This window comes from Ruegeria sp. CL6, assembly GCF_056536465.1.
Window position 1 is genome coordinate 853,477 of the sequence record NZ_JBQFPR010000002.1, and the last position, 23,528, is coordinate 877,004.

General features: G+C 58.4%; 27 protein-coding genes. 12 read left to right on the plus strand and 15 right to left on the minus strand.

Annotation, left to right across the window (positions count from 1 at the left end):
- Nucleotides 1–299: 299 nt before the first annotated feature.
- A complete protein-coding gene (locus tag ACR0LH_RS09105; protein ID WP_170561903.1) occupies nt 300–878 on the plus strand; it encodes a thymidine kinase in 579 nt (192 codons plus the stop codon).
- Here the strand turns inward: ACR0LH_RS09105 and ACR0LH_RS09110 are convergent.
- From ACR0LH_RS09110 to ACR0LH_RS09130, 5 genes are all read right to left on the minus strand, one after another.
- Nucleotides 875–1,825: a 2-hydroxyacid dehydrogenase gene (locus ACR0LH_RS09110; protein ID WP_480720621.1), complete on the minus strand. Its 951-nt coding sequence runs from the start codon at nt 1,823–1,825 to the stop codon at nt 875–877. The two genes, ACR0LH_RS09105 and ACR0LH_RS09110, sit on opposite strands and share 4 nt — an antisense overlap.
- A complete protein-coding gene (locus ACR0LH_RS09115) occupies nt 1,825–2,163 on the minus strand; it encodes a tRNA-binding protein (protein ID WP_480720622.1) in 339 nt (112 codons plus the stop codon). Before ACR0LH_RS09115 ends, ACR0LH_RS09110 begins: the two co-directional genes overlap by 1 nt.
- Nucleotides 2,156–2,971: a pyrroline-5-carboxylate reductase gene (proC, locus tag ACR0LH_RS09120; RefSeq protein ID WP_170616177.1), complete on the minus strand. Its 816-nt coding sequence runs from the start codon at nt 2,969–2,971 to the stop codon at nt 2,156–2,158. The genes ACR0LH_RS09115 and proC overlap by 8 nt, the downstream gene beginning before the upstream one ends.
- Nucleotides 2,972–3,010: 39 nt before the next feature.
- Nucleotides 3,011–3,511, minus strand: coding sequence for a YbjN domain-containing protein (locus tag ACR0LH_RS09125; RefSeq protein WP_170484163.1), 501 nt, complete (start codon nt 3,509–3,511; stop codon nt 3,011–3,013).
- A gap of 310 nt (nt 3,512–3,821) precedes the next feature.
- Nucleotides 3,822–4,070 (minus strand): accessory factor UbiK family protein, encoded by a 249-nt coding sequence (locus ACR0LH_RS09130; RefSeq protein WP_170384762.1) that lies wholly within the window; start codon nt 4,068–4,070, stop codon nt 3,822–3,824.
- A 97-nt stretch (nt 4,071–4,167) separates the two neighbouring features.
- Here ACR0LH_RS09130 and lgt point away from each other — a divergent pair, with 97 nt between their 5' ends.
- The 5 genes from lgt (at nt 4,168) to ACR0LH_RS09155 (ending at nt 8,388) form a co-directional block, all read left to right on the plus strand.
- Entirely contained in the window at nt 4,168–5,055 is an 888-nt protein-coding gene (lgt, locus tag ACR0LH_RS09135) for a prolipoprotein diacylglyceryl transferase (RefSeq protein ID WP_480720623.1), read from the plus strand.
- Nucleotides 5,052–6,119 carry a class I SAM-dependent methyltransferase gene (locus ACR0LH_RS09140; protein ID WP_480720625.1) on the plus strand — a complete coding sequence of 356 codons (1,068 nt, stop codon included), beginning with the start codon at nt 5,052–5,054 and terminating at the stop codon, nt 6,117–6,119. The genes lgt and ACR0LH_RS09140 overlap by 4 nt, the downstream gene beginning before the upstream one ends.
- Nucleotides 6,116–6,874, plus strand: coding sequence for a peptidoglycan editing factor PgeF (pgeF, locus tag ACR0LH_RS09145; protein ID WP_170793293.1), 759 nt, complete (start codon nt 6,116–6,118; stop codon nt 6,872–6,874). The genes ACR0LH_RS09140 and pgeF overlap by 4 nt, the downstream gene beginning before the upstream one ends.
- A gap of 269 nt (nt 6,875–7,143) precedes the next feature.
- Entirely contained in the window at nt 7,144–7,272 is a 129-nt protein-coding gene (locus ACR0LH_RS09150; RefSeq protein ID WP_480693090.1) for a hypothetical protein, read from the plus strand.
- Nucleotides 7,273–7,605: 333 nt separating this feature from the next.
- Entirely contained in the window at nt 7,606–8,388 is a 783-nt protein-coding gene (locus ACR0LH_RS09155) for a Hint domain-containing protein (protein WP_170384768.1), read from the plus strand.
- 118 nt (nt 8,389–8,506) lie between these two features.
- On the opposite strand, the gene ACR0LH_RS09160 is transcribed toward ACR0LH_RS09155, so the two are convergent.
- Complete coding sequence (locus tag ACR0LH_RS09160) at nt 8,507–9,007, minus strand: Lrp/AsnC family transcriptional regulator (protein ID WP_170384769.1); 501 nt, start codon at nt 9,005–9,007, stop codon at nt 8,507–8,509.
- A gap of 228 nt (nt 9,008–9,235) precedes the next feature.
- On the opposite strand from ACR0LH_RS09160, the gene trxB reads away from it, so the two are divergent.
- The 3 genes from trxB (at nt 9,236) to ACR0LH_RS09175 (ending at nt 13,907) form a co-directional block, all read left to right on the plus strand.
- Entirely contained in the window at nt 9,236–10,177 is a 942-nt protein-coding gene (trxB, locus tag ACR0LH_RS09165) for a thioredoxin-disulfide reductase (protein ID WP_480720626.1), read from the plus strand.
- A gap of 123 nt (nt 10,178–10,300) precedes the next feature.
- Nucleotides 10,301–11,971: an adenylate/guanylate cyclase domain-containing protein gene (locus ACR0LH_RS09170; RefSeq protein ID WP_480720628.1), complete on the plus strand. Its 1,671-nt coding sequence runs from the start codon at nt 10,301–10,303 to the stop codon at nt 11,969–11,971.
- A gap of 217 nt (nt 11,972–12,188) precedes the next feature.
- Nucleotides 12,189–13,907, plus strand: coding sequence for a bifunctional sulfate adenylyltransferase/adenylylsulfate kinase (locus tag ACR0LH_RS09175; protein ID WP_480720629.1), 1,719 nt, complete (start codon nt 12,189–12,191; stop codon nt 13,905–13,907).
- 58 nt (nt 13,908–13,965) lie between these two features.
- Here ACR0LH_RS09175 and ACR0LH_RS09180 read toward each other — a convergent pair whose 3' ends face one another.
- The 4 genes from ACR0LH_RS09180 to ACR0LH_RS09195 form a co-directional block, all read right to left on the minus strand.
- Complete coding sequence (locus ACR0LH_RS09180; protein WP_480720630.1) at nt 13,966–14,826, minus strand: hypothetical protein; 861 nt, start codon at nt 14,824–14,826, stop codon at nt 13,966–13,968.
- A gap of 2 nt (nt 14,827–14,828) precedes the next feature.
- Entirely contained in the window at nt 14,829–15,710 is an 882-nt protein-coding gene (locus tag ACR0LH_RS09185) for a PhzF family phenazine biosynthesis protein (protein WP_480720631.1), read from the minus strand.
- Nucleotides 15,711–15,802: 92 nt separating this feature from the next.
- Nucleotides 15,803–16,027, minus strand: a complete 225-nt coding sequence (locus tag ACR0LH_RS09190; RefSeq protein WP_480720632.1) for a DUF1150 family protein — start codon at nt 16,025–16,027, stop codon at nt 15,803–15,805.
- Between the two features lie 5 nt (nt 16,028–16,032).
- Complete coding sequence (locus ACR0LH_RS09195) at nt 16,033–16,446, minus strand: Hsp20 family protein (RefSeq protein ID WP_058275530.1); 414 nt, start codon at nt 16,444–16,446, stop codon at nt 16,033–16,035.
- 164 nt (nt 16,447–16,610) lie between these two features.
- On the opposite strand from ACR0LH_RS09195, the gene ACR0LH_RS09200 reads away from it, so the two are divergent.
- From ACR0LH_RS09200 to ACR0LH_RS09210, 3 genes are all read left to right on the plus strand, one after another.
- Nucleotides 16,611–16,835, plus strand: a complete 225-nt coding sequence (locus ACR0LH_RS09200) for a YdcH family protein (RefSeq protein WP_010441787.1) — start codon at nt 16,611–16,613, stop codon at nt 16,833–16,835.
- Between the two features lie 76 nt (nt 16,836–16,911).
- Nucleotides 16,912–17,400 carry a 5-(carboxyamino)imidazole ribonucleotide mutase gene (gene purE / locus ACR0LH_RS09205; protein ID WP_170384784.1) on the plus strand — a complete coding sequence of 163 codons (489 nt, stop codon included), beginning with the start codon at nt 16,912–16,914 and terminating at the stop codon, nt 17,398–17,400.
- The gene (locus ACR0LH_RS09210) at nt 17,393–18,460 is read left to right on the plus strand and encodes a 5-(carboxyamino)imidazole ribonucleotide synthase (protein ID WP_480720633.1); all 1,068 of its coding nucleotides are present in this window, start codon (nt 17,393–17,395) and stop codon (nt 18,458–18,460) included. Before purE ends, ACR0LH_RS09210 begins: the two co-directional genes overlap by 8 nt.
- 62 nt (nt 18,461–18,522) lie before the next feature.
- Here ACR0LH_RS09210 and ACR0LH_RS09215 read toward each other — a convergent pair whose 3' ends face one another.
- From ACR0LH_RS09215 to groES, 5 genes are all read right to left on the minus strand, one after another.
- Nucleotides 18,523–19,674 (minus strand): alpha-D-ribose 1-methylphosphonate 5-triphosphate diphosphatase, encoded by a 1,152-nt coding sequence (locus ACR0LH_RS09215; RefSeq protein ID WP_480720635.1) that lies wholly within the window; start codon nt 19,672–19,674, stop codon nt 18,523–18,525.
- Nucleotides 19,671–20,444 carry an alpha/beta fold hydrolase gene (locus ACR0LH_RS09220; RefSeq protein ID WP_480720636.1) on the minus strand — a complete coding sequence of 258 codons (774 nt, stop codon included), beginning with the start codon at nt 20,442–20,444 and terminating at the stop codon, nt 19,671–19,673. The genes ACR0LH_RS09215 and ACR0LH_RS09220 overlap by 4 nt, the downstream gene beginning before the upstream one ends.
- 38 nt (nt 20,445–20,482) lie before the next feature.
- Complete coding sequence (locus tag ACR0LH_RS09225; RefSeq protein WP_480720709.1) at nt 20,483–21,325, minus strand: DMT family transporter; 843 nt, start codon at nt 21,323–21,325, stop codon at nt 20,483–20,485.
- Between the two features lie 176 nt (nt 21,326–21,501).
- The gene (gene groL / locus ACR0LH_RS09230; RefSeq protein ID WP_170384799.1) at nt 21,502–23,145 is read right to left on the minus strand and encodes a chaperonin GroEL; all 1,644 of its coding nucleotides are present in this window, start codon (nt 23,143–23,145) and stop codon (nt 21,502–21,504) included.
- A 56-nt stretch (nt 23,146–23,201) separates the two neighbouring features.
- Nucleotides 23,202–23,489 (minus strand): co-chaperone GroES, encoded by a 288-nt coding sequence (groES, locus tag ACR0LH_RS09235; protein ID WP_480720637.1) that lies wholly within the window; start codon nt 23,487–23,489, stop codon nt 23,202–23,204.
- Nucleotides 23,490–23,528: the final 39 nt, after the last annotated feature.

Below are 23,528 nucleotides of genomic sequence, written 5' to 3' on the forward strand. Positions count from 1 at the left end.
AAACGAAATTTCCCATAACCGAGTCATAATTGAAATGGCATATATTGGCTATCCCTCAGATATGCGGGGGTTTTGTGAGTGAGTGGCGGCAGTTCATGCCGGTTACGAGTGACCGCGGGGCGTTTTTCTGGCCTTGCACCGTTTAGGCCGCATGTTGGCCGACGACGTCGCTGTTGTTGACGTTCGGGTATCCATCCCCATTGAGCCTATGCTCGACCCTGGCAACGACAACGGCGGCGTCGCTTCATCTTGGCGTTTGATGACTTGCCCGCATCGGTCAGGCGTTTTAGACCCGGGCCATGGCAAAGCTGTACTTCAATTATTCCACTATGAACGCAGGCAAATCGACCGTTCTGCTGCAAGCCTCGCACAACTACCGCGAGCGGGGCATGGACACCTATCTGATGACGGCCGCATTGGATGGGCGCGCGGGTGTGGGCAAGATTGCCTCACGTATCGGCATTTCGGCCGAGGCCGATACGTTCGGCGCAGGCGACGATGTGTTTGCCATGATCAAGGCGCGGTTGGACAAGGGTGATGTCGCTTGCGTGTTCGTGGACGAAGCGCAGTTTCTGACCGACGATCAAGTCTGGCAGCTAGCGCGCGCCGTGGACGACCTGCACGTCCCGGTACTGGCCTATGGGCTGCGGGTGGATTTTCAGGGACGACTGTTTCCCGGCTCGGCTGCGTTATTGGCGTTGGCCGACGAAATGCGCGAGGTTCGCACCATCTGTGAATGTGGACGCAAGGCGACCATGGTGATTCGTCAGGATGAGAACGGCAACACCATCACCGAAGGCGCGCAGGTACAGATTGGCGGGAACGAAACCTACGTCTCGCTTTGCCGCAAACACTGGCGTGAGGCTGTGGGCAGCTAAACCGGGTTCGGCAGCGGACGCCCGTCGATAAAGGCGGCAACGTTGTCCAGAGCCATGAGCCCCATATCGCTGCGCACTTCTTCGGTCGCGGTGCCCAGATGGGGCAACAATGTCACGTTCTCCATTTCACGCAGGACCAGCGGGACTGTGGGCTCGAACTCATAAACATCCAAACCCGCCCCGGCAATCTGACCAGAGCGCAGCGCAGCGATCAACGCAGCTTCGTCCACGACTTCTCCGCGCGCGATGTTGATCAGAAGGGCCGAAGGGTTCATCGCCTCTAGTATCTGCGCGTCGATCAGGTGACGGGTTTCCGCGCCTCCAGGGACCGCCAGAATCAGGAAATCGACCTTGGCGCACAGCTCTTGCAGGTCAGGAACATATTCCGCCGGGAAGTCGATCTCTTTCTTGCTGCGGGATTGATAGAGGACCTGCATGCCAAACCCAAAGTGGCACCGACGCGCGATCGCCTGACCGATGCGGCCCATGCCGACGATCCCAACACGCTTGCCGGTCACGTGATAGCCCAGCATCTGTGTGGGATGCCATCCTTGCCAAGTGCCAGCCCGGACTTGCCGTTCCCCTTCCCCCGCACGCCGAGCGGTAGAAAGCAGCAAGGTCATCGCTATGTCGGCGGTTGCATCCGTGACCGCTCCCGGAGTGTTCGTCACGGCAACGCCTGCGGCCCGTGCCGCATCTACGTCGATGTGATTATACCCGACCCCGAAATTTGCCAGCAATTTGCAGCGGGGGTTGGACACCTGCGCGAATACCTGTTCCGAGAAAATATCGCCCAAAGTTGGGACCACCACATCGAATTCGGTCAGGGCGCGCAGCATCTCATCCTGCGTCATCGGCAACGTCTCTTCGCGAAACTCGACATCAAATTCAGCCTGCGCGCGTGCTGTGACGGCCGCTGTCATTGGGCGGGCAAGTAGCAATCTCATCAGTGCATCCGCCCGCCAACAGGAACTTCTCCATCAGGGCCGATCAGTACAATCTCGCCACTTTCATCGGGAAGGCCCAACACAAGCACTTCTGACATGAAGCGACCGATCTGACGCGGGGGGAAGTTCACCACAGCCATCACCTGTTTGCCCACCAGTGTCGACGGATCGTAATGCGCGGTGATCTGGGCCGACGTCTTGCGCTCGCCAATCCCATCGCCAAAGTCGATCCACATCTTGATCGCGGGCTTTCGCGCCTCGGGGTACGGTTCGGCGCGGATGACCTTGCCGACGCGGATGTCGACCTTGAGAAAATCATCGAATGAAATCTCACTCACGAGACAGCTCCTTGGATCGATCAGTGGCGGCTTTCACGGCACGGTGCAGCAGATCGGGGAAGCCTTCTTCTTCGTGCATCAACACCTCAAGCGCGGCCTGAGTCGTTCCGTTGGGAGAGGTCACGTTGATCCGCAGTTGTGATGGATCTTCGTCAGCAGCCATCGCCAGCGCCCCCGCCCCGGCCACAGTGGATTTGGCCAGTTTCATCGCCAGATCGTGCGGCAATCCCTGCGCCTGACCCGCAGCGGCCAAGGTTTCGATCAGGTGGAAGACATAGGCCGGGCCAGAACCGCTAAGACCCGTGACCGCGTCCATCTGAGATTCGTCATCCAGCCGGACGGTCTCGCCAATGGCTGACAACAGGTTTTCGGCCAGCGCGACGTCCTCGTCCGATGCAACAGAATTCCCGATCAAAGCCGTGATCCCCTGTCGGATCGCTGCCGGTGTGTTTGGCATCGCGCGCACGATTGGCGTGCCCGCGCCCAATACGGACTCGAATGTGGCTGTCGAGGTCCCGGCCGCGACCGAAACGAATAGGCTACCGCCGCCGCCCAGCGCCTTGATCGCAGGCAGTGCCTCGCCCATCATCTGCGGCTTGACGGCAACCAGCACCACGGCAGGCGCTTCGGGCAGCGGTGTATTGATATTGACGCCCTGCGCCTTCAACCAGTCCGATGGGTACGGATCAACGACCCAGACCGAGGACGCAGGAAGGCCATGCTCCAACCATCCAGCGAGCATGGCCGATCCCATCTTGCCGCATCCCAGAAGCACCAGCCCCTGTTCGGCGACGCGTGACATATCCATGATAGCCCTTCCCCTTACTTGTCGGTTTGGGGCAAAGCTTTACGCGCGCCCGTAAGCCTCTGCAATGGCGACCTGCATTGCGTCTTCGGGTTCGCGGTTGCCCCATGTGACCAACTGGATCGCGGGGTAATACCGCTCGGCGCTCAGGACCGCTGCGGTTATCATCGTGTCAATTTGTTCGGGGCTGGCCGTCTGTCCGCCAGCGAGAACCAGACCGTAGCGATAGACCATCAGCTTCTGGTTTGCCCAATACGTGAACGCACCCGCCCAGCACTGATCATTCATCTTGTTCAGCAGCTCATAAAGCTCGGATTCACGCTCGGACGGTGGGTCCATTTCAAACGAACACACCATGCGCAGGGTTTCGTCATAGTTCGACCAAGCCAGCGTAATCGAGTAAGTGCGCCACTGTCCTTCGACGGCCATTGCGATCTGGTCATCCCCGATCCGGTCAAAGTCCCAGTCGTGGTGTTCAGCCAAGTGTTCAACAATGTCGATCGGATGAAGGTCTTCTTCAAGAAACTGCTCGGAAAGGGCCATAATGCCACCTCACTAATTTCTAGCATTTTGGGGCTGGCAGCGCCCCAGCGCTAGTTGCCTGCTCTACAAGCCGGGCTTCCCCCGTGGGCCTGTACTAAATATGGTGCGCTGCCAGTACCCGTCTGGCAACCCTATTTATTGGGGATAACAGCAATAAGTTGTGGACGAACGGTCACGGCGATCAAAATATTGGCGTCACATGCAGCTTTGTCTTGATAAAATTCTGCAAGGCGGCAAGATGCACAACACCGCACAATCCCTACCCGGATCGCGCGGCGTCTCTCTTGTATCGAAAATCTGATTCCAGACGTTACTTGTCCAGTTTCGCCTCAAGCGCGGCGATGCGTTCTTCCAGCGCCGCATTCTCCTCTCGCGCTTTCTGAGCCATCGCGCGAACTGCGTCGAATTCTTCGCGCGTGACAAAATCGCGGTCGGCCAGCCAGCGGTCGATCATCGACTTCATCGCATTCTCTGCTTCTTCTCGTGCGCCCTGAGCCACGCCCATTGCGTTGGTCATAAGCTGGGATACATCGTCGAGAATCTTGTTGCGGGTTTGCATGGCTTTGCTCCGATTTCGAGGTCACCCCCTATATGGGTAAAGAATGGCGCGGGCTCAAGGTTGACTTGCACTGCTAACCCCGGGCAATGAGACGCACATGCAGGCTGTTCTGAATTTCCCCGATCTGTCGCCCGAACTGTTCTCGATCTCTCTGTTTGGGACAGAGTTCGCGCTGCGCTGGTACGCGCTGGCTTATATTGCAGGTATTCTGATCGCGTGGCGATTGGGTGTGATGGCGCTGCGGCGGCCTGCCCTCTGGCGGGAATCAACGCCGCCTATGAAGCCCGAGCAACTGGAAGACCTGCTGACCTGGATCATTCTCGGCGTCATTCTGGGCGGTCGGCTGGGTTTCGTGCTGTTCTATCAACCCGCCTACTATCTGGCGAATCCGCAGGACATCCTGAAAGTCTGGCAAGGTGGAATGGCCTTTCACGGCGGATTGCTCGGCGTGGTCGTTGCCTCTTACCTCTATGCCCGTCGCCACAAGGTTTCGGTATTGTCTTTGGCCGACCTCATCGCGCACGCGGTTCCGCCGGGTTTGTTGCTGGGACGGCTGGCCAACTTCGTAAACGCGGAATTGTGGGGACGCCCCAGCGAGGTGCCGTGGGCCGTCATCTTCCCCGGAGGGGCCGCGCAGGATTGCCCCGGCGTATTGGTCGGAATGTGCGCACGGCACCCGTCACAACTTTATGAAGCAGTGCTGGAAGGGCTGCTGCTGGGTGCAGTGCTGCTTTGGCTGGCCTATCGGCGCGGCGCGTTCCAAAAACCCGGTCTGATCATGGGCGTCTTCATGGCCGGCTATGGTGCCTCGCGATTTATTGTCGAATTCTTCCGGCAACCGGATGCGCAATTCATCTCACCGGGTAATCCGCTGGGGCTGGCATGGCATATCGGCGGCTATGGGCTGACGATGGGTCAGTTGCTGTCCATTCCCATGATCGCACTTGGGCTTTGGTTCGCGCTACGTGCGCGGGCGGCTCGATGACTCTGGCCGATCACCTACTTGCGCGCATCGCGCAGGACGGCCCGATGAGCGTGGCCGACTACATGACCGAGTGTTTGCTGCATCCGACGCTTGGATACTACTCAACGCGCGACCCTTTGGGCGCACGGGGGGATTTTGTCACCGCCCCTGAGATAAGCCAGATGTTCGGAGAATTAATCGGCTTGTCGCTGGCGCAAAGCTGGCTGGATCAGGGGCATCCGGAACATTTCACGCTTGCCGAACTGGGACCGGGGCGCGGTACGCTGATGGCTGATATCCTGCGCGCGACAAAAGGCGTTAAGGGATTTCACGATGCTGCTCAGGTCGTTCTGTTTGAAGCCTCGCCTACCCTGCGGGATATCCAGTCGGAAACACTGTGCGATTACGCTCCTCTCTGGATCGACACGGTTGCGGATCTGCCGGATGCACCGTTGTTCCTGGTTGCAAACGAATTCTTCGATGCGCTGCCCATCCGCCAGTTTCTGCGCGACGAGGATGGTTGGCGGGAACGCCTGATCGGACGGGATGGCGACTCGCTGACCTTCGGGATGGGTCCCAAAGCGGATCAGGTGGCTTTGACAGATCGGCTGAAAGACACGCGAGACGGCGACCTTGTTGAGCTCTGCCCATCCGCGATTCCGATTATCACCGTCGTGGCTGGCCGTATCGCAACGCATGGTGGTGCCGGACTAATCATCGACTACGGAGACTGGCATTCGCTGGGCGACACACTACAGGCCGTTCGCGCGCACGAACGGGCGGAGCCGCTTACAGACCCCGGAAAAGCCGACCTTACAGCCCATGTGGACTTTGAACCCCTGGCCACAGCAACACGCGCCGCCGGATGCGCCCACACGCGCCTGACACCACAGGGTGTGTTTCTGGAGCGGCTGGGAATCACGGCACGCGCGCAGGCGCTTGCCGCGCCTCTCGGCGGGGACGAGCTTGATTTGCTGGTTTCTGCACATCGCCGGTTGACGCACCCGGATGAAATGGGAAACCTGTTTAAAGTACTGGGCCTCTACCCTTCCTACGCCGCCCCCCCTCCTGGACTGGAATCATGACACTGGAAATTCTGACATCGGACATGCTGTCCTCTGTTCGCCACGGGTTCTTCAGCCGTCGCGGAGGTGCATCTTCCGGCATTTTCGCCGGGCTCAACTGTGGGTACGGATCGTCCGATCAGACCGAGGCCGTTACGATCAACCGCAATCGCGTCGCAGACGCGATGGAGGTCGCCCCCGACGCCTTGATAGGGGTTCATCAGGTCCACTCCCCGACGGTGCTGACGGTCGATGCCCCTATCAACGGCAGCAAACCAAAGGCAGACGCCGTCGTCACATCGACGCCCGGTCTGGCGTTGACCATTTTGACAGCAGATTGTCAGCCGGTTTTGTTCGCCGATTCCGACGCGCAAGTCGTCGGAGCTGCTCATGCCGGATGGCGGGGCGCATTGGATGGCGTGCTAGAAGCGACGCTGGACGCTATGGAAGCATTGGGGGCAAAGCGCGAAAATACCGTCGCAGTGATCGGGCCGACAATTTCACAAAGCGCCTATGAGGTCGGCCCGGAATTCCTGGATGATTTTGTTGCGGACTCGCCCGATAATCTACGGTTCTTTGCAAACGGAACCGGCGACAGGGTTCAATTCGACCTGCCTGCATTTGGCCTGCACAGGCTACGGCAGGCGGGAATCGGTCAGGCCGAGTGGACACGGCATTGTACGTATTCCGACCCTGACAGGTTTTATTCATACCGCCGGTCGACCCACGCGAAAGAAGCCGACTATGGCAGGCTGATTTCTGCAATCAAATTATAAACCAAGTCTGAATTGTGGCAATTTCGCCGCTTTTTCGCCACATTCTTTGTGTCTATCTGAGTCGGAACAATTTTATTTTTATTGTCCGCTCTCAGGTGCTTATCTGCCAATGCTCCAGCAGAGTCGGACAGTATTAAGAAAGAGGAGCTGCCAACCTTCATTTTGTCCTGAATTGATCCCGGATCAGCCTTATCGGTGCCTCAATATGGCGTCACATTGGGTAATCAGAGGGAACGGGGTGTCAAACCCCTGAGGAGCAGGAAAATAAAATGAAGGTAAAATCTCGCTTTCTCATCGCCGTTATCGCGGCGAGCAAAGAGAAGGGGCTGGAGATGCCATGGAAACATGTCTCCAGCCACTCGATCAGAGTTGCCCGCCGCCTGGCGGCGCAGGGCTGAACGAGATGCCCAGGGTGCCAAGCTGCCGGCCCCCAGGGTCAAGAAACACATCGGAGGGGTGCTCCGGTCCGATGTGTGACCTGCCGCACGTATTGGTCGCGGCCAGGATCAGGGGCATGTGTGCGCCGGCAATTACCGCCTGCGTTGTTGTGAGTTTGTTTGGGGGGTCAAAATGTTGGCCAAGGGTCTGCGGAACTTCATTTCGTCGCGTCGTCGATACAGTCGTCGCCCTGGTGTCGCCCTTTCAATCAAAACAAAAAATAAAACTGGTCAGACGGGCTTGGACCGAAGAGTCCTCCTGTCTGAGCGGGCTCTAGAAGGGACGGAATAACAATGCCTATTCCACATTCGCTCTCGCGTGCTGCCAGGAATGCCGTTGATACATCGGCAATGCTGCGCGATGCATCAAGGACGCCTAACAAGCCTAAGGCGCAGCTGCGGCGCTATGAGGTCAGCGCGCTAATGCCGAACGGTGACATTTCACAGACCCGGCACATCGCGCCTGCCCTGCCAATGTTCGAGGACGCATTTTGTGCCTTTACGCGCGGCTCGCTGGTCGAGACCAAAACAGGCCCGCTTGCGATTGAGGACCTTCTGCCGGGCGACACTGTTTTGACCCAAGACGGATCCTCGCAGACCGTGTTATGGAAAGGTTCTGTCACCCTGATCCCGGGCCGTGAGGATTCGCGGGGGCGCACCCGACCACTGACGCGCATCATGGCGGACACGTTTGGTATGCAAAAGCCACTGTCAGGCGTAATTGCGGGGCCAGCAGCGCGTATCGTCGGCACTCCTGCCCACCTTCGCCACCTGCACAGCAACGAAACGATCCTGACACCTGTTCATGAATTTCAGGACGGTATGAGCGTAATCGAAACTCTGCCGCCCACACCGGTCGAGCTGTTTCACATCTGCCTGAAACGCCACGCGGTGATCAAAGTCGACGGGCTTCAATTCGAGACATATCACCCCGGTGTGAACGCCGTGCGAATGATCAGCCATTCACTGCGGACTATTTACCTGAACCTGTTTGCGCATGTTGATTCGCTGAACGACTTTGGTCCGCTGCTGATGCCGCGTGCCGGCGACGGAGAGGTCGACGCGATCACAGCGTAAAAAATACAACGATAACTGCAAAGTGGGGGCTTTATGCAGATTTTATTGGGTTGGGCACTGTTTCTGATCGTCACGGCGATTCTGCCACCGTGTTGTGCCGCACATAAACGGATGCGCTTTAAGCCATCCGGCTCATTCGTTCTTCCAGCACGTCAAAAGGCACACCGGGCTCGTCCTTAGCACCCCGGATCACCAGCGACGTTTTCACACTGGCTACGTTCGGCGTAGTCAGTAGCTCACCTGTGAGGAACTGCTGAAAACTGCTCAGGTCCGGGGCTACGCATTTCAGGATAAAATCGACCTCACCGTTGAGCATGTGACACTCACGGACCAGCGGCCAGTCGCGGCAGCGTTCTTCAAAGGCGCTAAGTTCGGATTCCGCCTGGCTTTCCAATCCGACCATGGCAAAGACCTGAACCTCGAAACCCAACTCGCGCGAGTTTACCTCGGCATGGTAACCGCGGATCAGCCCGGATTCTTCCAACGTGCGAACACGTCTCAGGCAGGGCGGGGCTGAAATTCCCACGCGCTTTGCCAGTTCGACATTGGTCATGCGACCGTCTGCCTGCAATTCCGCCAGAATCTTGCGGTCAATCTCATCCAGCCGTGTCGCGACCATCAATTGCTCCTGATTTTTTCGGTTGTTATATCAGCACCCCAAAGATGCGCAATAATCTTTCGTGAAAGCGCAATATTCTTTATTTTCAATGTTCTTTTTTTAGGCGCTATTCGATGGCTGCATACCGGATGGTGAACAGGAAGGGGCTTTAAGCGCCGCACAGTGGTCGCTATATCCATTCGCCAAGGGGCCACGCGCCCAAAACAGGCAGATCGAGTTGGGGGTACCATGGCCGAAACACGTCACACGAAGGTTCTGATCATCGGATCGGGGCCGGCCGGTTATACTGCGGGCGTCTATGCCAGCCGCGCCATGCTTGAACCGATCCTGGTTCAAGGCATCGAACCCGGAGGTCAGTTGACCACCACCACCGAGGTCGAGAATTGGCCCGGTGATACCGAAGTTCAGGGGCCGGACCTGATGGTCCGCATGCAGGACCACGCCAAGGCGATGGGTTGCGAAATCATCGGCGATATCATCAACGATCTGGACGTTTCGAAACGCCCGTTCACCGCCAAGGGTGACAGCGGAACGGTTTATACGGCCGACGCCGTCATTCTTGCGACCGGTGCGCGTGCCAAATGGCTGGGCCTGCCGTCGGAAGAAAAGTTCAAGGGGTTCGGTGTATCCGCCTGTGCAACCTGCGACGGCTTCTTCTATCGCGGGCAAGAGATCGTGGTGATCGGTGGCGGCAACACTGCGGTTGAAGAAGCGCTGTTTCTGACCAACTTCGCCAGCAAGGTGACGCTGATCCACCGCCGCGACGAGTTGCGGGCCGAGAAAATTCTGCAGGACCGTCTGCTGAAGAATGAAAAGATCGAGCCGCTGTGGTTCCACGAGCTGGAAGAAGTCGTCGGCACGGATGCCCCGCTGGGCGTCGAATGCGTGCGCGTCAAGAACGTAAAGACCGGCGAGGTCTCTGAGATCCCGTGTAAGGGCGTATTCGTCGCGATCGGTCACGCACCTGCGAACGAGTTGGTAAAGGACTCTCTGGAAACCCATATGGGCGGATATGTCGTCACCAAGCCGGGCTCGACCGAGACGTCGGTTCCGGGTGTTTTCGCCGCAGGTGACCTGACCGACCACATCTATCGTCAAGCCGTCACCAGCGCTGGCATGGGCTGCATGGCCGCGCTGGACGCGGAACGTTTCCTCGCGGAACAAGACTAAGATACAAAAGACCCCCCCCGGATCGACCGGGGGGATTCGCCCTGCCTTGCGCAACCTTGCCTTGACCGCCAGCCGACCTCATATCAGACTCGACGCGCGAGCAAGACAACCCAGGTGGCTCAGGTGAACAGCGTTTTATGGCAAGGCGGGTGGGCAACCCGGCTACGGATTATCAGTGGGCTGATCCTGTTTGCCTTCGCGTTCTTTCATTTCATCAATATTGGTCTGGGCCTTTTCCACACAGACTTTCTTCACGGGATGCAGGACGGGCGCCACGCTGTCACCCGGCACGATATTGGCAGCGCAATCCTGTACGTGGCTTTGTTGACCCATTTCGGCTTGGCCTTGTATTCGATCAGCCAGCGCCGGACGTTGCGGATGCCCTTTAGCACCGGTTTGCAAGTAGTGCTTGGGTTGCTGATTCCCTTGCAACTGATCGCCCACATTGTTCACACACGCTATGCGCACGAGATCTACAGCGTGAATGACGAGATGGGGTATATCATCGCTTTGATGTGGCCCAGTTCCGCGATCTACATGCAATGCCTTCTTTTGCTGGTTGTCTGGGTCCATAGCTGCATTGGGTTGCACATGTGGCTTCGACTTACCCGTTGGTGGCCCAAAGTGGCCCCCTATCTGATCGGGCTGGCTGTTTTTGTTCCGTCCTTTGCCCTTGCGGGCTTGCTCACCGAAGGGCGTAGGATTTGGGCCGATTTTGCCGATCCTTTCCTGCGCGAACAATATATCGAGCACTACAACTGGCCCTCGCCCGAGGAATTTCAGGCTCTTTTCAGTGTCAAAGACAACGCAATGCTGGCGTTCTGGATCGCGCTGGCCACGTCCCTTGCGGTGTTTCTTGGGCGCAAGCTATGGCGGCGCAGACACTCTGTTCGGATCAAATACGTAGAAGGCCCCGAAGTGGTGGCTGAGAAAGGCATGACGCTGCTTGAGATATCACAGGCCAATGGCATCCCCCACACGGCACTGTGCGGCGGAAAGGGGCGCTGCACCACATGCCGGGTGATTGTCGAGGACGGTGCAGACCAGCTTCCTGCACCCAGTGACGTTGAGGCGCGCAGCTTGGCAGCCGTCAGCGCGCCAGACGGTGCTCGGTTGGCGTGCCAGATTCGCCCGACCGAACCGATCACCGCTTTTCGGATGTTCCGCCCAGATGGTGGGCGTCAGCGGGCTCATGCCAGTCAGGGGCAAGAGCGCAAGCTGGCCGTGCTATTTCTGGATATGCGCGGCTTTACTTCGCGTACCACCGGGCAACTGCCCTATGACATCGTTTTCCTTCTGAACCGTTTTTTTGATGCCATCGTTCCGGCCATCACCGCGGACGGGGGTGTGGTCGACAAATACATGGGTGACGGGCTGCTGGCGGTGTTTGAAACGCCTGACGCAGTAAGCTCAGCCAAGGCCGGTCTGAACGCCGCCGCTGATGTGAGCCGCGCGCTGAGGCGGTTCAATCAGCAGTTAGAGGCAGAGGGAAGCCCGCGCATAAGAATCGGCATGGGCCTTCACCTGGGCGATTTGGTGCTGGGGGAAATTGGCGCAGCAGGCAACGCGGCACGCACGATCATCGGGGACGCCGTCAACGTGGCCAGCCGGTTGGAAGGAGAAACCAAAGCCCTGGAGGTAGAGCTTTTGGTTTCGGCCGATCTGCTCAAGGCGGCGGGGTACGAACAAGACCTGATCGACCTGCGGCCCTTTCAGTTGCGCGGCGTGACGCGGCCGATTCCCGCCCTTCCGGTAAAAAGCGCGGCGGACTTGATGCAGGGCAGCCCTGCATAGGAACACATTCACTGGTTCCTGCCAGTTTGCTGGCCATTGCCGGGATCGTGGTCGCTTTTTAATCCAGATGTCAGAAAATCCTTCCATTCCGCGAAAAAACTGCGCATTTCGTCCTTTGTTTCAGGAATGTATATGGACTTCGGCCAACGGTCGGGGCAAATGCCCCGCAAACGCCCCTGAATCACTGGCAAAACCGCACTTCGACAAGAGTATTCCTATGACGATGTTAAGTAATCTCGCTCCGATCCCTGAACTATATGTTTCCTACGAGTCAGCCCAGAAGCTGAAAGTAGAAGCCGCTGACCTGACAAGCTGGGATCTCAGCCCGCGTCAAATCTGTGACCTTGAACTTCTGATGAATGGCGGGTTCAACCCGTTGAAAGGGTTTCTGTCCGAAGCCGATTACGACAACGTCGTAGAAAATATGCGTCTGGCTGACGGCACCCTGTGGCCGATGCCCATCACGCTGGATGTTAGCGAAGACTTTGCCGAAACCATCGAGCTGGGTCAGGACATCGCGCTGCGCGACCAGGAAGGCGTAATCCTCGGCACCATGACCGTGACCGACCGCTGGACCCCGAACAAGGCACGCGAGGCCGAAAAGGTGTTCGGTGCAGATGATGACGCCCACCCCGCCGTGAACTACCTGCACAACGTCGCAGGCAAAGTTTACCTGGGCGGCCCCGTCACCGGCATCCAGCAGCCCGTCCACTATGATTTCCGCGCCCGCCGCGACACGCCCAACGAGCTGCGCGCCTATTTCCGCAAGCTGGGCTGGCGTCGTATCGTTGCGTTCCAAACCCGCAACCCGCTGCACCGCGCCCACCAGGAGCTGACCTTCCGCGCCGCGAAAGAAGCACAGGCCAACCTACTGATCCACCCGGTGGTCGGCATGACCAAACCCGGCGACGTCGATCACTTTACCCGCGTGCGCTGCTATGAGGCGGTTCTGGACAAATACCCGGCCTCGACCACCTCGATGTCGCTGCTGAACCTGGCGATGCGTATGGCTGGCCCGCGTGAGGCAGTCTGGCACGGTCTGATCCGCGCCAACCACGGCTGCACCCACTTCATCGTTGGTCGTGACCACGCTGGCCCGGGCAAGAACAGCCAAGGCGAAGATTTCTACGGCCCCTACGATGCGCAGGATCTGTTCCGCAAATACCAGGACGAGATCGGCCTCGAAATGGTCGACTTCAAGCACATGGTCTATGTGCAGGAGCGCGCCCAGTACGAGCCGAATGACGAGATCGAAGACAAGGACAACGTCACGATCCTGAACATCTCGGGCACCGAACTGCGCCGCCGTCTGGCCGAAGGTCTGGAAATCCCCGAATGGTTCAGCTTCCCCGAGGTTGTGGCCGAGCTGCGCAAAACCAAACCGCCGCGCAGCCAACAGGGTTTCACCGTGTTCTTCACCGGGTTCTCGGGTTCGGGCAAATCCACCATCGCCAACGCGTTGATGGTCAAGCTGATGGAGATGGGTGGTCGTCCGGTTACGCTGCTGGATGGTGACATCGTGCGTAAAAACCTGTCGTCGGAACTGGGCTTCTCGAAAGAACACCGCGACCTGAACATCCGTCGTATCGGCTATGTGGCCAGCGAGATCACCAAAAACGGTGGTATCGCCATCTGTGCGCCGATCGCGCCTTACGCGACCACGCGCCGCGCGGTTCGGGAAGATATCGAACAGTTCGGTGCCTTCTGCGAAGTGCACGTTTCAACCAGCATCGAGGAATGTGAGCGTCGCGACCGTAAAGGTCTGTACAAGCTGGCGCGCGAAGGCAAGATCAAAGAGTTCACCGGTATCTCGGACCCTTATGACGTGCCTCGGAACCCTGAGCTGAGCGTCGAAACCGAGAACGTGGATGTCGACAACTGCGCCCATCAGGTACTGCTCAAGCTGGAAAGCATGGGCCTGATCGCAGCGTCCTAAGACACTGCTGACACCCTATGAAAGGCTCTCGCATCGCGGGAGCCTTTTCTGTTTCAGGCTATAGTTCCGCGCGTAGGGCCGCGACTGCTCGGCCTTCAAAATCACCGAACTCGGCCGCCTTGGACTGAATGGCCCGCAGGTGCGGCAAGCGCGTTGCGTAATCCTCATCTGACGCCGTCTGAATGGCGCGATGGATATCATCCTCGGATTCGCAGATGATCATGCCGGACGTATCCATGAAATCGCCGATGTTTGGACAGCCCCAATATATTGGAACGGCAGAACACAGGATCGTATCTGTCAGCTTTTCCGAGAAATAGTTCCGCTCGCGCACATTCTCGATCACGACGGAATAGCGGTAAGGGGCCAGCCCGTCAGACTTAAGGTCGAACGGATTGTAACCGCGCCCCATGATGTCGACATCTGCGTTGGTCCGACGCACCCAATCGATCACGGAATGCCGCAATTGGTGCCCTTCAAGATCACGTTTGGCCGAAGCGATCAGCGAGCATGATTTGACTTTTGTGACGTTCAAATCTTGCCAGTCGGGGATCATTGTCACGCCATAGGGCAGGAATACAGCGTTTGGGATGTTGCCCAGCAGCGCATCGTGGAACGTCATGACCCGGAAAAACCGCCGCCACGTATAGCGCAGTATCCGGTCGTGTTTACCGTGGATGGCTGAAGGCTCTCCCATCATCAGCGATATCTGTGCCCGAGTGCCGCGCCGCAGGCGCATGTGGACCGTGGAATTGGGGTACATGATCAGGTGATCCGTGACCTCAAGGTCTCCGACAGTCTTGCCGGTCAAGCGGTCCGGGCAGCCTTCGGGCCAGATCATTTCGGACAAGGGAACTGACGCCAGCTTTTGCCCCAAACGGTGTCCATAAGGCAAAATGGCAATCGCGGGTTCGTTCATAGCTATACCTCGGTAAGATCGACCTGACCGCGCATCAAAACGCGCCCACGTCCCGCGACCCGGATACCCGTCATCGCGTCGCAGGACCCGACTCGAGTAACGGTGGCTTGACCGGGGCGCCCCATGTCGTGCCCTTGTTCGGCGGTAAATGAATCCTTTGACATCAACCCATGTTTCCACAGATAGGCAGCCATTGCACCGGTCGCAGACCCGGTGAACGGGTCCTCTGGCGGGCTGGGCGGGGCAAGCAACAAGCGCGAAAACGTGTCACCTGCCTCGGTCGCACCTTTTAAGGTCACGAGGAAAGGCTCGGCCATATCAGAGCCAGAGAACCCTGCCATTTCCGTTATTTCGCGCAGCGAAGCCACATCCAGACTTGCCGCCCGCAACGCATCGTGATCGCGTAGAACGGTGATGCAAAAGGGCAGCCCCGTGGATACGAATTGCGGAGGCGAAATGATCGCTTCTTCCGGTAGACCTACGGCAGCGGCAACCAGATTCGCGGGGACACAATCACCGAACTGCGGTGCGACCTGAGTGATTTCGATCTCATCCCCGTTCAGACGAACCGGAACGACCCCTACCCCAGTTTCAAGCAACAGCGAATCGCCCTTGAAAAGACCGCGCGACCGCATGGCTTCAACGGTCGCGATGGTTGGGTGCCCGGCAAAGGGAATCTCTCGGCTTGCCAGAAAATAGCGAACCCGGATGTCGGCCACATCTGACGGACCCGTAAACGTACATTCGACAAGCGAAGTCTCGCGCACATAGGCCATGCAGATATCGTCCGGCAGGGCCGCGCCGCCATGAACCACAGCACATCCATTGCCGCCGAAGGCTTGGTCGCTGAATGCGTCCACCCAGTCAAAATCGAACCAGCCCATTCCTCGCGCCTTTCCCTACGCAAACCGCTTTAAGTTCGCATATCTCACCCGGCACGAGGAAGATGTCACGGGTAAATCGTATGCAGGCTGATTCAGTGGACCGCAACCGGCGAGAAATCATGTTCCCGCGCTAGGTTAAAGGCCAGCCTTCGGTCGGCCACCAATGCAAGCCGCTGCCCTTCGGAATCATGAACGGCATACAGCAGTTCAAGATCACCGGCCTGCTCACGGACTTCCCGAGGCAGATCAGCGACTTCGACCGTTTTGACATAAACGATCCGGTCGCCTTCGGTGTTCAGTTCGATCGGTGTATTCATTGCCCTTACCCCTTTCTTATGTTGATCGTTTGCACCACGGTTTCGGGCACCGCGCGGGTCAGGTCCACATGCAGCAGACCGTTTTCCATGATCGCCTCGCCCACTTCGACCCCGTCGGCCAGCACGAACATGCGCTGGAACTGGCGCGCCGCGATGCCGCGATGCAGGAAGATGCGTCCTTCGCTATCGTCGCGTTGACGGCCCCGGATCACCAGTTGGCGATCCTCGATGGTGATCGACAAATCCTCTTCCGCGAACCCGGCCACCGCCAGAGTTATGCGATACGAAAAATCCGAGGTCTGTTCGATGTTATAGGGCGGGTATCCTTCGTTGCCGGCCTTTGCAGACCGTTCCAGAAGGCGTTCCAATTGCTCGAACCCCAGAAGATGCGGGTATGAGCCAAGAGTAAGTTTTGACACGTATTTTCGTCCTTTATTGTCAAAGCGACGTGTTTTGCGGCCCCTTTCTGGCAACCGCATGCTATAGAATATGGGAAGAAACCAGGATGTCCACAAGGTCTGGCGGGATAACGCCTGACACACTATCTTGTGTGATAAGCACCACAATAACCACCGAGTCGCCCATGAACGCGCCCACCGATCTTTCAATGAAAACAGATGAGGTTTTACGGGTAGAGCTGGAGGTTTTTCGCCGCCAGCACCGTGATCTGGACGAGGCGATCGAAGCGTTGCAGGCCAAGGGCACGTCCGATCAACTGACGATCAAACGGCTGAAAAAACAAAAACTGCGCCTGAAAGACATCATCCGCCTGATCGAAGACCGTTTGACCCCAGATATCATCGCCTGAACGCGCTGTACCGCATTGCCACAAAAGCGGATTTGGCTATAGTGCGCGCTCTTTCCAAAGGCAGAGGCAAAAGCGGATGAGCGACGTGAAAGTGGGGATCATCATGGGCAGTCAATCGGACTGGTCCACGATGAAAGAAGCCGCAGACATTCTTGATGAATTGGGCGTTGCGTATGAAAAGCGCATTGTCTCAGCGCACCGTACCCCTGACCGCCTCTGGGACTATGGAAAAACCGCCGTGTCGCGTGGCCTGCAAGTGATTATTGCCGGTGCGGGCGGAGCAGCGCACCTGCCGGGAATGATGGCCTCGAAAACGCGGGTGCCGGTGATTGGGGTGCCTGTTCAGACGCGGGCTTTGTCCGGGGTCGATTCGCTTTATTCCATCGTGCAGATGCCCAAAGGGTTTCCCGTGGCGACCATGGCCATCGGATCGGCAGGTGGTGCCAATGCCGGGCTTATGGCCGCTGGCATACTGGCCTTGCAGGACGACGCACTGGCAGAACGGCTGGACGCGTGGCGCGATGCGCTGTCGGCCTCAATCCCGCAGGAGCCTGTCGATGACTGAGACGCTACATCCCGGCGCAACGATCGGTATTCTTGGCGGCGGTCAGTTGGGGCGGATGCTGTCCGTTGCAGCGGCCCGTCTGGGATTCGTCACTCATATCTATGAGCCCGGCGCGAACCCTCCTGCCGGTCAGGTGGCCGACCGGGTGACCACGGCAGCTTATGACGACGCCGACGCCCTGAAAGCCTTTGCCGAGTCGGTTGATGTCATCACTTATGAGTTTGAGAACATCCCGACTGAGGCGTTGGACATTCTGGAGTCTCACCGCCCAATTCGCCCCGGACGCGAGGCGTTGCGCGTCAGTCAGGATCGCCTGACCGAAAAGACTTTTCTGCAAGGGTTGGGCCTGCAAACCGCGCCATTTGCCGACATCACTGATTTGGACAGCCTGAAGGCCGCAATCGAACAAATCGGAACGCCTGCGATCCTGAAAACCCGTCGTTTCGGCTATGACGGCAAGGGGCAGGCCCGACTACGCACCCCCGAGGACGCCGAGACCGCTCTGGCGGACATGGCCGGTGCGCCCGCAATCCTCGAAGGTTTTGTCGATTTCAGTCACGAGGTCTCGATCATTGCGGCCCGCGGGTTGGACGGTCAGGTGGCCTGTTTCGACCCCGGTGAAAACGTACATCGCGACGGCATCCTGCATACGACAACCGTCCCGGCACGTCTGCGCCCGGCGCAGCGCACGGATGCGATTTTGCTGGCCGCCAATATCCTGAACGCCTTGGACTACGTGGGCGTGATGGGGGTCGAGCTGTTTGTCACGCCCGGCGGCCTGATCGTGAACGAGATCGCTCCGCGCGTACATAACTCGGGCCATTGGACACAGAACGGATGTGCTGTGGATCAGTTCGAGCAGCATATTCGCGCCGTGGCCGGATGGCCCTTGGGCGACGGGCAGCGCCACGCAGACGTGGTTATGGAGAACCTGATCGGCGACGACATGAACCGCGTGCCGGAATTGGCACAGGAACGGGACGTGGCGCTGCATCTATACGGCAAAGCAGAGGTTAAAGCCGGACGAAAGATGGGCCATTTCAACCGTATCGTCCGCTGAGAAATCGCGCTGACGCGCGATGCCTCCGGCGGGGATATTTTTAGCCAGATGAAGCCTGCGGATCAGGCTAGGAACCGGGCCGCGATATCTCCGGCCATGTAGCTGATCCGGCCTGCTGCCATTGTGGTGGCAACCCGGTGTGTCTTAGCGTCCAAAATGACCAGATCGGCACGTTGGCCGGGTGCCAGCGTGCCACGGTCCTGCAGTCCCAGAACCTGCGCCGGGCCGGAGGATACAAGGCTCCAGGCACCGGCAAAATCCAGCAGACCGCTTTTGGCCAACATCAATGCGGCGCGACGTGGGCTGGGGTAATGGTAGTCCGAAGCCAGAGCGTCGCACAGCCCCATAGCGATCAAGTCCAGCGCACTGGCATTACCTTTATGCGATCCGCCACGCACCACATTCGGCGACCCTAGAATAACGTAATCTCCCGCAGAACGGGCGGCCTCGGCTGCCTCAAGCGTTTCGGGAAACTCGGAAATGCGCGCGCCCCGATTTCGCCAGTCGGTCCGGGTTGTCGAGGTCGCGTCATCGTGGCTGCCCATGCGCACCCCCTGCCCCGCCAGCGCAGCGCAGAGATCATCAAGTGCCTGGGGCACCTCAGCACTGCGCGCGTGCATGGACAGCAACATCTCAAAGTGTTTGTCCGGGTTGCGCCCTGCCTTCAGCGCTTGCCCAGTCAGGCGCGGCGGTTTGCGCCCTTCCGACAGACGGTCATGTGGCAGGTGATCGTTGAAAACGACATAGGGCACTTGCCATTGCTTGATCCGTTCCGGGAGGCCGGCGTAATCGTCCAGCATGTGCGTCTCAAACCGCAGTTGAGGCATCAGATCGGTAACAACGCGACCTTTCACCGAAGCAATCGCATCAAACACCTGCCCCGCAAATTCAGGACCGCGCACGCCGCCTTCCCAACTGTAGAACTGCGCCAAAACAGCGGTTGTGATTCCGTTGGCGGCCAGCTCGGACTCGACCGACAGAATACCCTCATCCATCTGTTTCATCGCCCCTCGGCGCGGCGCAATGTGGCGCTCGAACCCGTCGCCGTGCAGGTCAATGATGCCAGGTAGTACAAGGTACCCCGACAGGTCGATGACCCGTCCGGTACGGTCAGACCGAATGATCCCCTCGGCCAATGACAGGTCGGCAGAGGTCAGGCCACTGTCGGGCAACAGAACCTCCGCCCCGGTCAGTGTCAGGTTGAGCGGGGTCATTGCGAGGGCTCCGAAGCAGGTTCCGAGCAATCCTGCCCGATGCAGATTTCATCAATGATATCCTGCACCCCGTCCAGCCACGTAATTTCTGGATCGAACTGGCCAAACTCGATAAAATGCAGCGCCTGAGCCATGACGCGCGGGTTGTTCATCATGAACGTATGAGTCACAGGCAAGACGATATGGTCCTTCATCCCGTCGACTTTGGTGGTTTCGACAGAGACCTTGCCGTCATCTTTGCCGTCGATCATTGAAGAAAACAAAGGGTTCAGAGAATTCTCACCCGCGATTACCCCCAACTCAAAATCAACCGGCGGCAACCGGGCCGGAATCCCTTCCGGGCCAGTTCCTAGCGCCAGACCTGCAGGTCCGTGGAGCATTCCGAACACCTCATATGCGCCCAATTCATCGACCAGTTGGCTGCCCTGATTAGGCGGTCCAAGCATGACCACGCGACCCAGGTTCTCGGGCTGATTGTCCTGCAACCAGTACCGCAGGAGGATGCCCCCCATCGAATGGGCCACGACATTGACCGCATTGTCACCGCAGGCCGCAAATGCTTTGGGCAAAGTTTGGTTGGCCAGTTCAGGGATCGGCAGATCCGTCGACGGGTAGCCGGGTCGCACGACCGTATAGTCATGAGCCTTGAACAACTGCTCCATCACGGTAAAGGACGCTTCGGTGCGGGCAAGCCCATGCAACAGCACAACGCATTTTGCCTGCGAAACGGCAGGAAATAGAAACAGAACAAGGGCAAGCAGGTATCTCATAGCGGCCAGATAAGCCCAAACAGAGGGTAATAAAACCCCTAGCGCGGCTGCAACCTAAGGACCGCCAGCGCTATGCCACCCAAAACAAGTGCCGCACCAAGAACAAGGCGCAGAGAAGCGATCTCACCCAACAAGACAATACCGCCAGCAATCGCGATGATCGGAACGCTCAACTGGACCACCGCCGCCGTGGTCGGAGCCAGCTGCGGCAGAACACGATACCAAAGCGCATAACCCATTCCAGACGTGACACCCCCAGAAAGGGCAGCCAGCAGGTAACCGTTCACAGTCATGTGCCAGTCGGTGCCGCTGAACAACAGCACCAACCCCGTGACCGGCAGCGCAACAACAAAGTTGGCTGCCGTGCCGGCCAATGCGTCCGCCTCGGACCGGCCAACCAACGAATAGATAGCCCAACCCACGCCAGCAGCAGTCATCAGGGCTGCGCCAACCGGGTCCACGCGCACTTCGCCAGATGGCCATAAAACCCAGGCAAGCCCGGCAAGTGCAATCGCGGCCCCAGCAATCTGGCGAGCGCCCGGAGCGGTACCGGTCACCGACGTCACCGCAAACATGGTGATCTGGACGACACCGAACAGGATCAACGCGCCCAATCCCGCGTCCAGCGTCAGGTAAGCAATCGAAAAGCCGATCATGTACAATGACAGTGACCCGGCCCCGACGATCCGGCGCGTGTTTCCCAACGGCAGGCGCCCACCTCTGAGAATGACTAGCGCCGCCAAAACCGCAGCCCCGGCCAGAACGCGCACAACGGCAAACCCAGCGGGATCAGCAGCGCCGCTGTCGATGGCCAGCCGGTTCAGAATCGAATTCGCCGCAAAAGCGCACATGGTCAGGGCAGTGAGCAAAAACAGTCGCATACCCACCGCATAGCGGGTTCCACGTCGTTTGCACACTCACTTTCCTGCAAACGAAACCCCGACCTTCTTCTGTTCAAAAATACTTCCGCCGGAGGCATGACCGCGCAGCGGGCATTCCAAACGAAACGGGGCCGCCCTAAGGCGACCCCATCCATAAGCACTAAGGCCTAGGCAACTTACATCATGCCGCCCATGCCGCCCATGTCGGGCATGCCGCCTGCAGGTGCCGCGCCTTCTTTGGCCGGACGATCAGCAACCATCGCTTCGGTGGTGACCAGCAGACCAGCAACCGATGCCGCGTCTTCCAGAGCGGTACGGACAACTTTGGCCGGGTCGATCACGCCGAACGAGAACATGTCGCCATATTCTTCGGTCTGGGCGTTAAAGCCGAAGGCTGCTTCCGAAGATTCACGGATCTTGCCAGCGACAACCGCACCGTCAACACCTGCGTTTTCGGCGATCTGGCGCAGCGGCGCTTCGATTGCCTTACGAACGATGTTGATACCTGCGTTCTGGTCAGCGTTTGCGCCTTCCAGAGTTTCCAGTGCTTTGCCGGCCTGAACCAGAGCAACACCGCCGCCCACAACAACGCCTTCCTGCACAGCAGCGCGGGTCGCGTTCAGAGCATCGTCCACACGGTCCTTACGCTCTTTCACTTCAACTTCGGTCATGCCGCCGACGCGGATAACGGCAACACCGCCTGCCAGTTTGGCAACGCGCTCTTGCAGCTTTTCGCGGTCGTAGTCCGACGAAGTTTCTTCGATCTGAGTGCGGATCTGAGCAACACGTGCTTCGATCTCGGCTTTCTCGCCAGCACCGTCAACGATGGTGGTTTCGTCTTTGGTGATCTCGATCTTCTTGGCGGTGCCCAGCATGTCCATGGTGACGGACTCGAGCTTCATGCCCAGGTCTTCGCTGATAACCTGACCGCCGGTCAGGATCGCGATGTCCTGCAGCATGGCTTTACGGCGATCGCCGAAGCCCGGTGCTTTGACAGCAGCAATTTTCAGGCCGCCGCGCAGTTTGTTGACAACCAGAGTCGCCAGCGCTTCGCCTTCAACGTCTTCGGCAATGATCAGCAGCGGTTTTTGCGACTGGATCACCTGCTCGAGCAGCGGAACCATCGGCTGCAGCGAGGACAGCTTCTTTTCGTGCAACAGGATCATGCAGTCGTCGAGCTCTGCGATCATCTTGTCCGCGTTGGTGACGAAGTAAGGCGACAGGTAGCCACGGTCGAACTGCATACCTTCGACAACATCAGTCTCGGTTTCCAGACCTTTGTTTTCTTCGACGGTGATGACGCCTTCGTTGCCAACCTTCTGCATCGCGTCTGCGATCTGCTGGCCGATTTCGGCTTCGCCGTTGGCCGAGATGGTGCCAACCTGAGCAACTTCTGCCGAGTCTTTGACTTCGCGCGAAGCGGTCTTGATGCCTTCAACAACCTTGGCGGTCGCCAGGTCGATGCCGCGCTTCAGGTCCATCGGGTTCAGGCCAGCAGCAACCTGCTTGAGACCTTCGCGAACGATGGCTTGTGCCAGAACGGTTGCGGTGGTGGTGCCGTCGCCGGCTTCGTCATTGGTGCGGCTGGCGACTTCTTTCACCATCTGCGCGCCCATGTTTTCAAACTTGTCTTCCAGTTCGATTTCCTTGGCAACCGAAACACCGTCTTTGGTGATGCGCGGTGCGCCGAAGGATTTGTCCAGAACCACGTTGCGGCCTTTGGGGCCCAGGGTCACTTTAACAGCATCGGCCAGGATGTTCACACCTGCCAGCATACGGTTACGGGCATCGGTGTCGAACTTGACGTCCTTTGCAGCCATGTCGTTTCTCCTTGAGAAATAAGTTGGGAACGAAGATCAGAGTAAAGCGCTTGGGCTTACTCGATGATCCCCATGATGTCGCTTTCTTTCATCATCAGCAGCTCTTCGCCGTCGACCTGAACCTCGGTGCCCGACCATTTGCCGAACAGGATCTTGTCGCCAGCTTTTACAGCCATTGCGATCAGCTCGCCGCTGTCCTTGCGCGCGCCTTCGCCGGTTGCAACGACTTCGCCTTCGCTGGGCTTTTCTTTTGCGTTGTCAGGAATGATCAGGCCGCCTGCGGTTTTTTCTTCGCTTTCGGTACGGCGAACCAGCACACGGTCATGAAGCGGTTTCAATGCCATCTTTGCAGCTCCTTGGGCTCAAAGTTGTTAATCCTCCCC

Bases quoted from the DNA above. Each gene is read 5' to 3' on its own strand.
- ACR0LH_RS09105 (WP_170561903.1), top strand. From the start codon at position 300: ATGGCAAAGCTGTACTTCAATTATTCCACTATGAACGCAGGCAAATCG.
- ACR0LH_RS09110 (WP_480720621.1), bottom strand. From the start codon at position 1,825: ATGAGATTGCTACTTGCCCGCCCAATGACAGCGGCCGTCACAGCACGC.
- proC (WP_170616177.1), bottom strand. From the start codon at position 2,971: ATGGATATGTCACGCGTCGCCGAACAGGGGCTGGTGCTTCTGGGATGC.
- ACR0LH_RS09125 (WP_170484163.1), bottom strand. From the start codon at position 3,511: ATGGCCCTTTCCGAGCAGTTTCTTGAAGAAGACCTTCATCCGATCGAC.
- ACR0LH_RS09130 (WP_170384762.1), bottom strand. From the start codon at position 4,070: ATGCAAACCCGCAACAAGATTCTCGACGATGTATCCCAGCTTATGACC.
- lgt (WP_480720623.1), top strand. From the start codon at position 4,168: ATGCAGGCTGTTCTGAATTTCCCCGATCTGTCGCCCGAACTGTTCTCG.
- ACR0LH_RS09140 (WP_480720625.1), top strand. From the start codon at position 5,052: ATGACTCTGGCCGATCACCTACTTGCGCGCATCGCGCAGGACGGCCCG.
- pgeF (WP_170793293.1), top strand. From the start codon at position 6,116: ATGACACTGGAAATTCTGACATCGGACATGCTGTCCTCTGTTCGCCAC.
- ACR0LH_RS09150 (WP_480693090.1), top strand. From the start codon at position 7,144: ATGAAGGTAAAATCTCGCTTTCTCATCGCCGTTATCGCGGCGAGCAAA.
- ACR0LH_RS09155 (WP_170384768.1), top strand. From the start codon at position 7,606: ATGCCTATTCCACATTCGCTCTCGCGTGCTGCCAGGAATGCCGTTGAT.
- ACR0LH_RS09160 (WP_170384769.1), bottom strand. From the start codon at position 9,007: ATGGTCGCGACACGGCTGGATGAGATTGACCGCAAGATTCTGGCGGAA.
- trxB (WP_480720626.1), top strand. From the start codon at position 9,236: ATGGCCGAAACACGTCACACGAAGGTTCTGATCATCGGATCGGGGCCG.
- ACR0LH_RS09175 (WP_480720629.1), top strand. From the start codon at position 12,189: ATGACGATGTTAAGTAATCTCGCTCCGATCCCTGAACTATATGTTTCC.
- ACR0LH_RS09180 (WP_480720630.1), bottom strand. From the start codon at position 14,826: ATGAACGAACCCGCGATTGCCATTTTGCCTTATGGACACCGTTTGGGG.
- ACR0LH_RS09185 (WP_480720631.1), bottom strand. From the start codon at position 15,710: ATGGGCTGGTTCGATTTTGACTGGGTGGACGCATTCAGCGACCAAGCC.
- ACR0LH_RS09190 (WP_480720632.1), bottom strand. From the start codon at position 16,027: ATGAATACACCGATCGAACTGAACACCGAAGGCGACCGGATCGTTTAT.
- ACR0LH_RS09200 (WP_010441787.1), top strand. From the start codon at position 16,611: ATGAACGCGCCCACCGATCTTTCAATGAAAACAGATGAGGTTTTACGG.
- purE (WP_170384784.1), top strand. From the start codon at position 16,912: ATGAGCGACGTGAAAGTGGGGATCATCATGGGCAGTCAATCGGACTGG.
- ACR0LH_RS09210 (WP_480720633.1), top strand. From the start codon at position 17,393: ATGACTGAGACGCTACATCCCGGCGCAACGATCGGTATTCTTGGCGGC.
- ACR0LH_RS09215 (WP_480720635.1), bottom strand. From the start codon at position 19,674: ATGACCCCGCTCAACCTGACACTGACCGGGGCGGAGGTTCTGTTGCCC.
- ACR0LH_RS09220 (WP_480720636.1), bottom strand. From the start codon at position 20,444: ATGAGATACCTGCTTGCCCTTGTTCTGTTTCTATTTCCTGCCGTTTCG.
- ACR0LH_RS09225 (WP_480720709.1), bottom strand. From the start codon at position 21,325: ATGCGACTGTTTTTGCTCACTGCCCTGACCATGTGCGCTTTTGCGGCG.
- groL (WP_170384799.1), bottom strand. From the start codon at position 23,145: ATGGCTGCAAAGGACGTCAAGTTCGACACCGATGCCCGTAACCGTATG.
- groES (WP_480720637.1), bottom strand. From the start codon at position 23,489: ATGGCATTGAAACCGCTTCATGACCGTGTGCTGGTTCGCCGTACCGAA.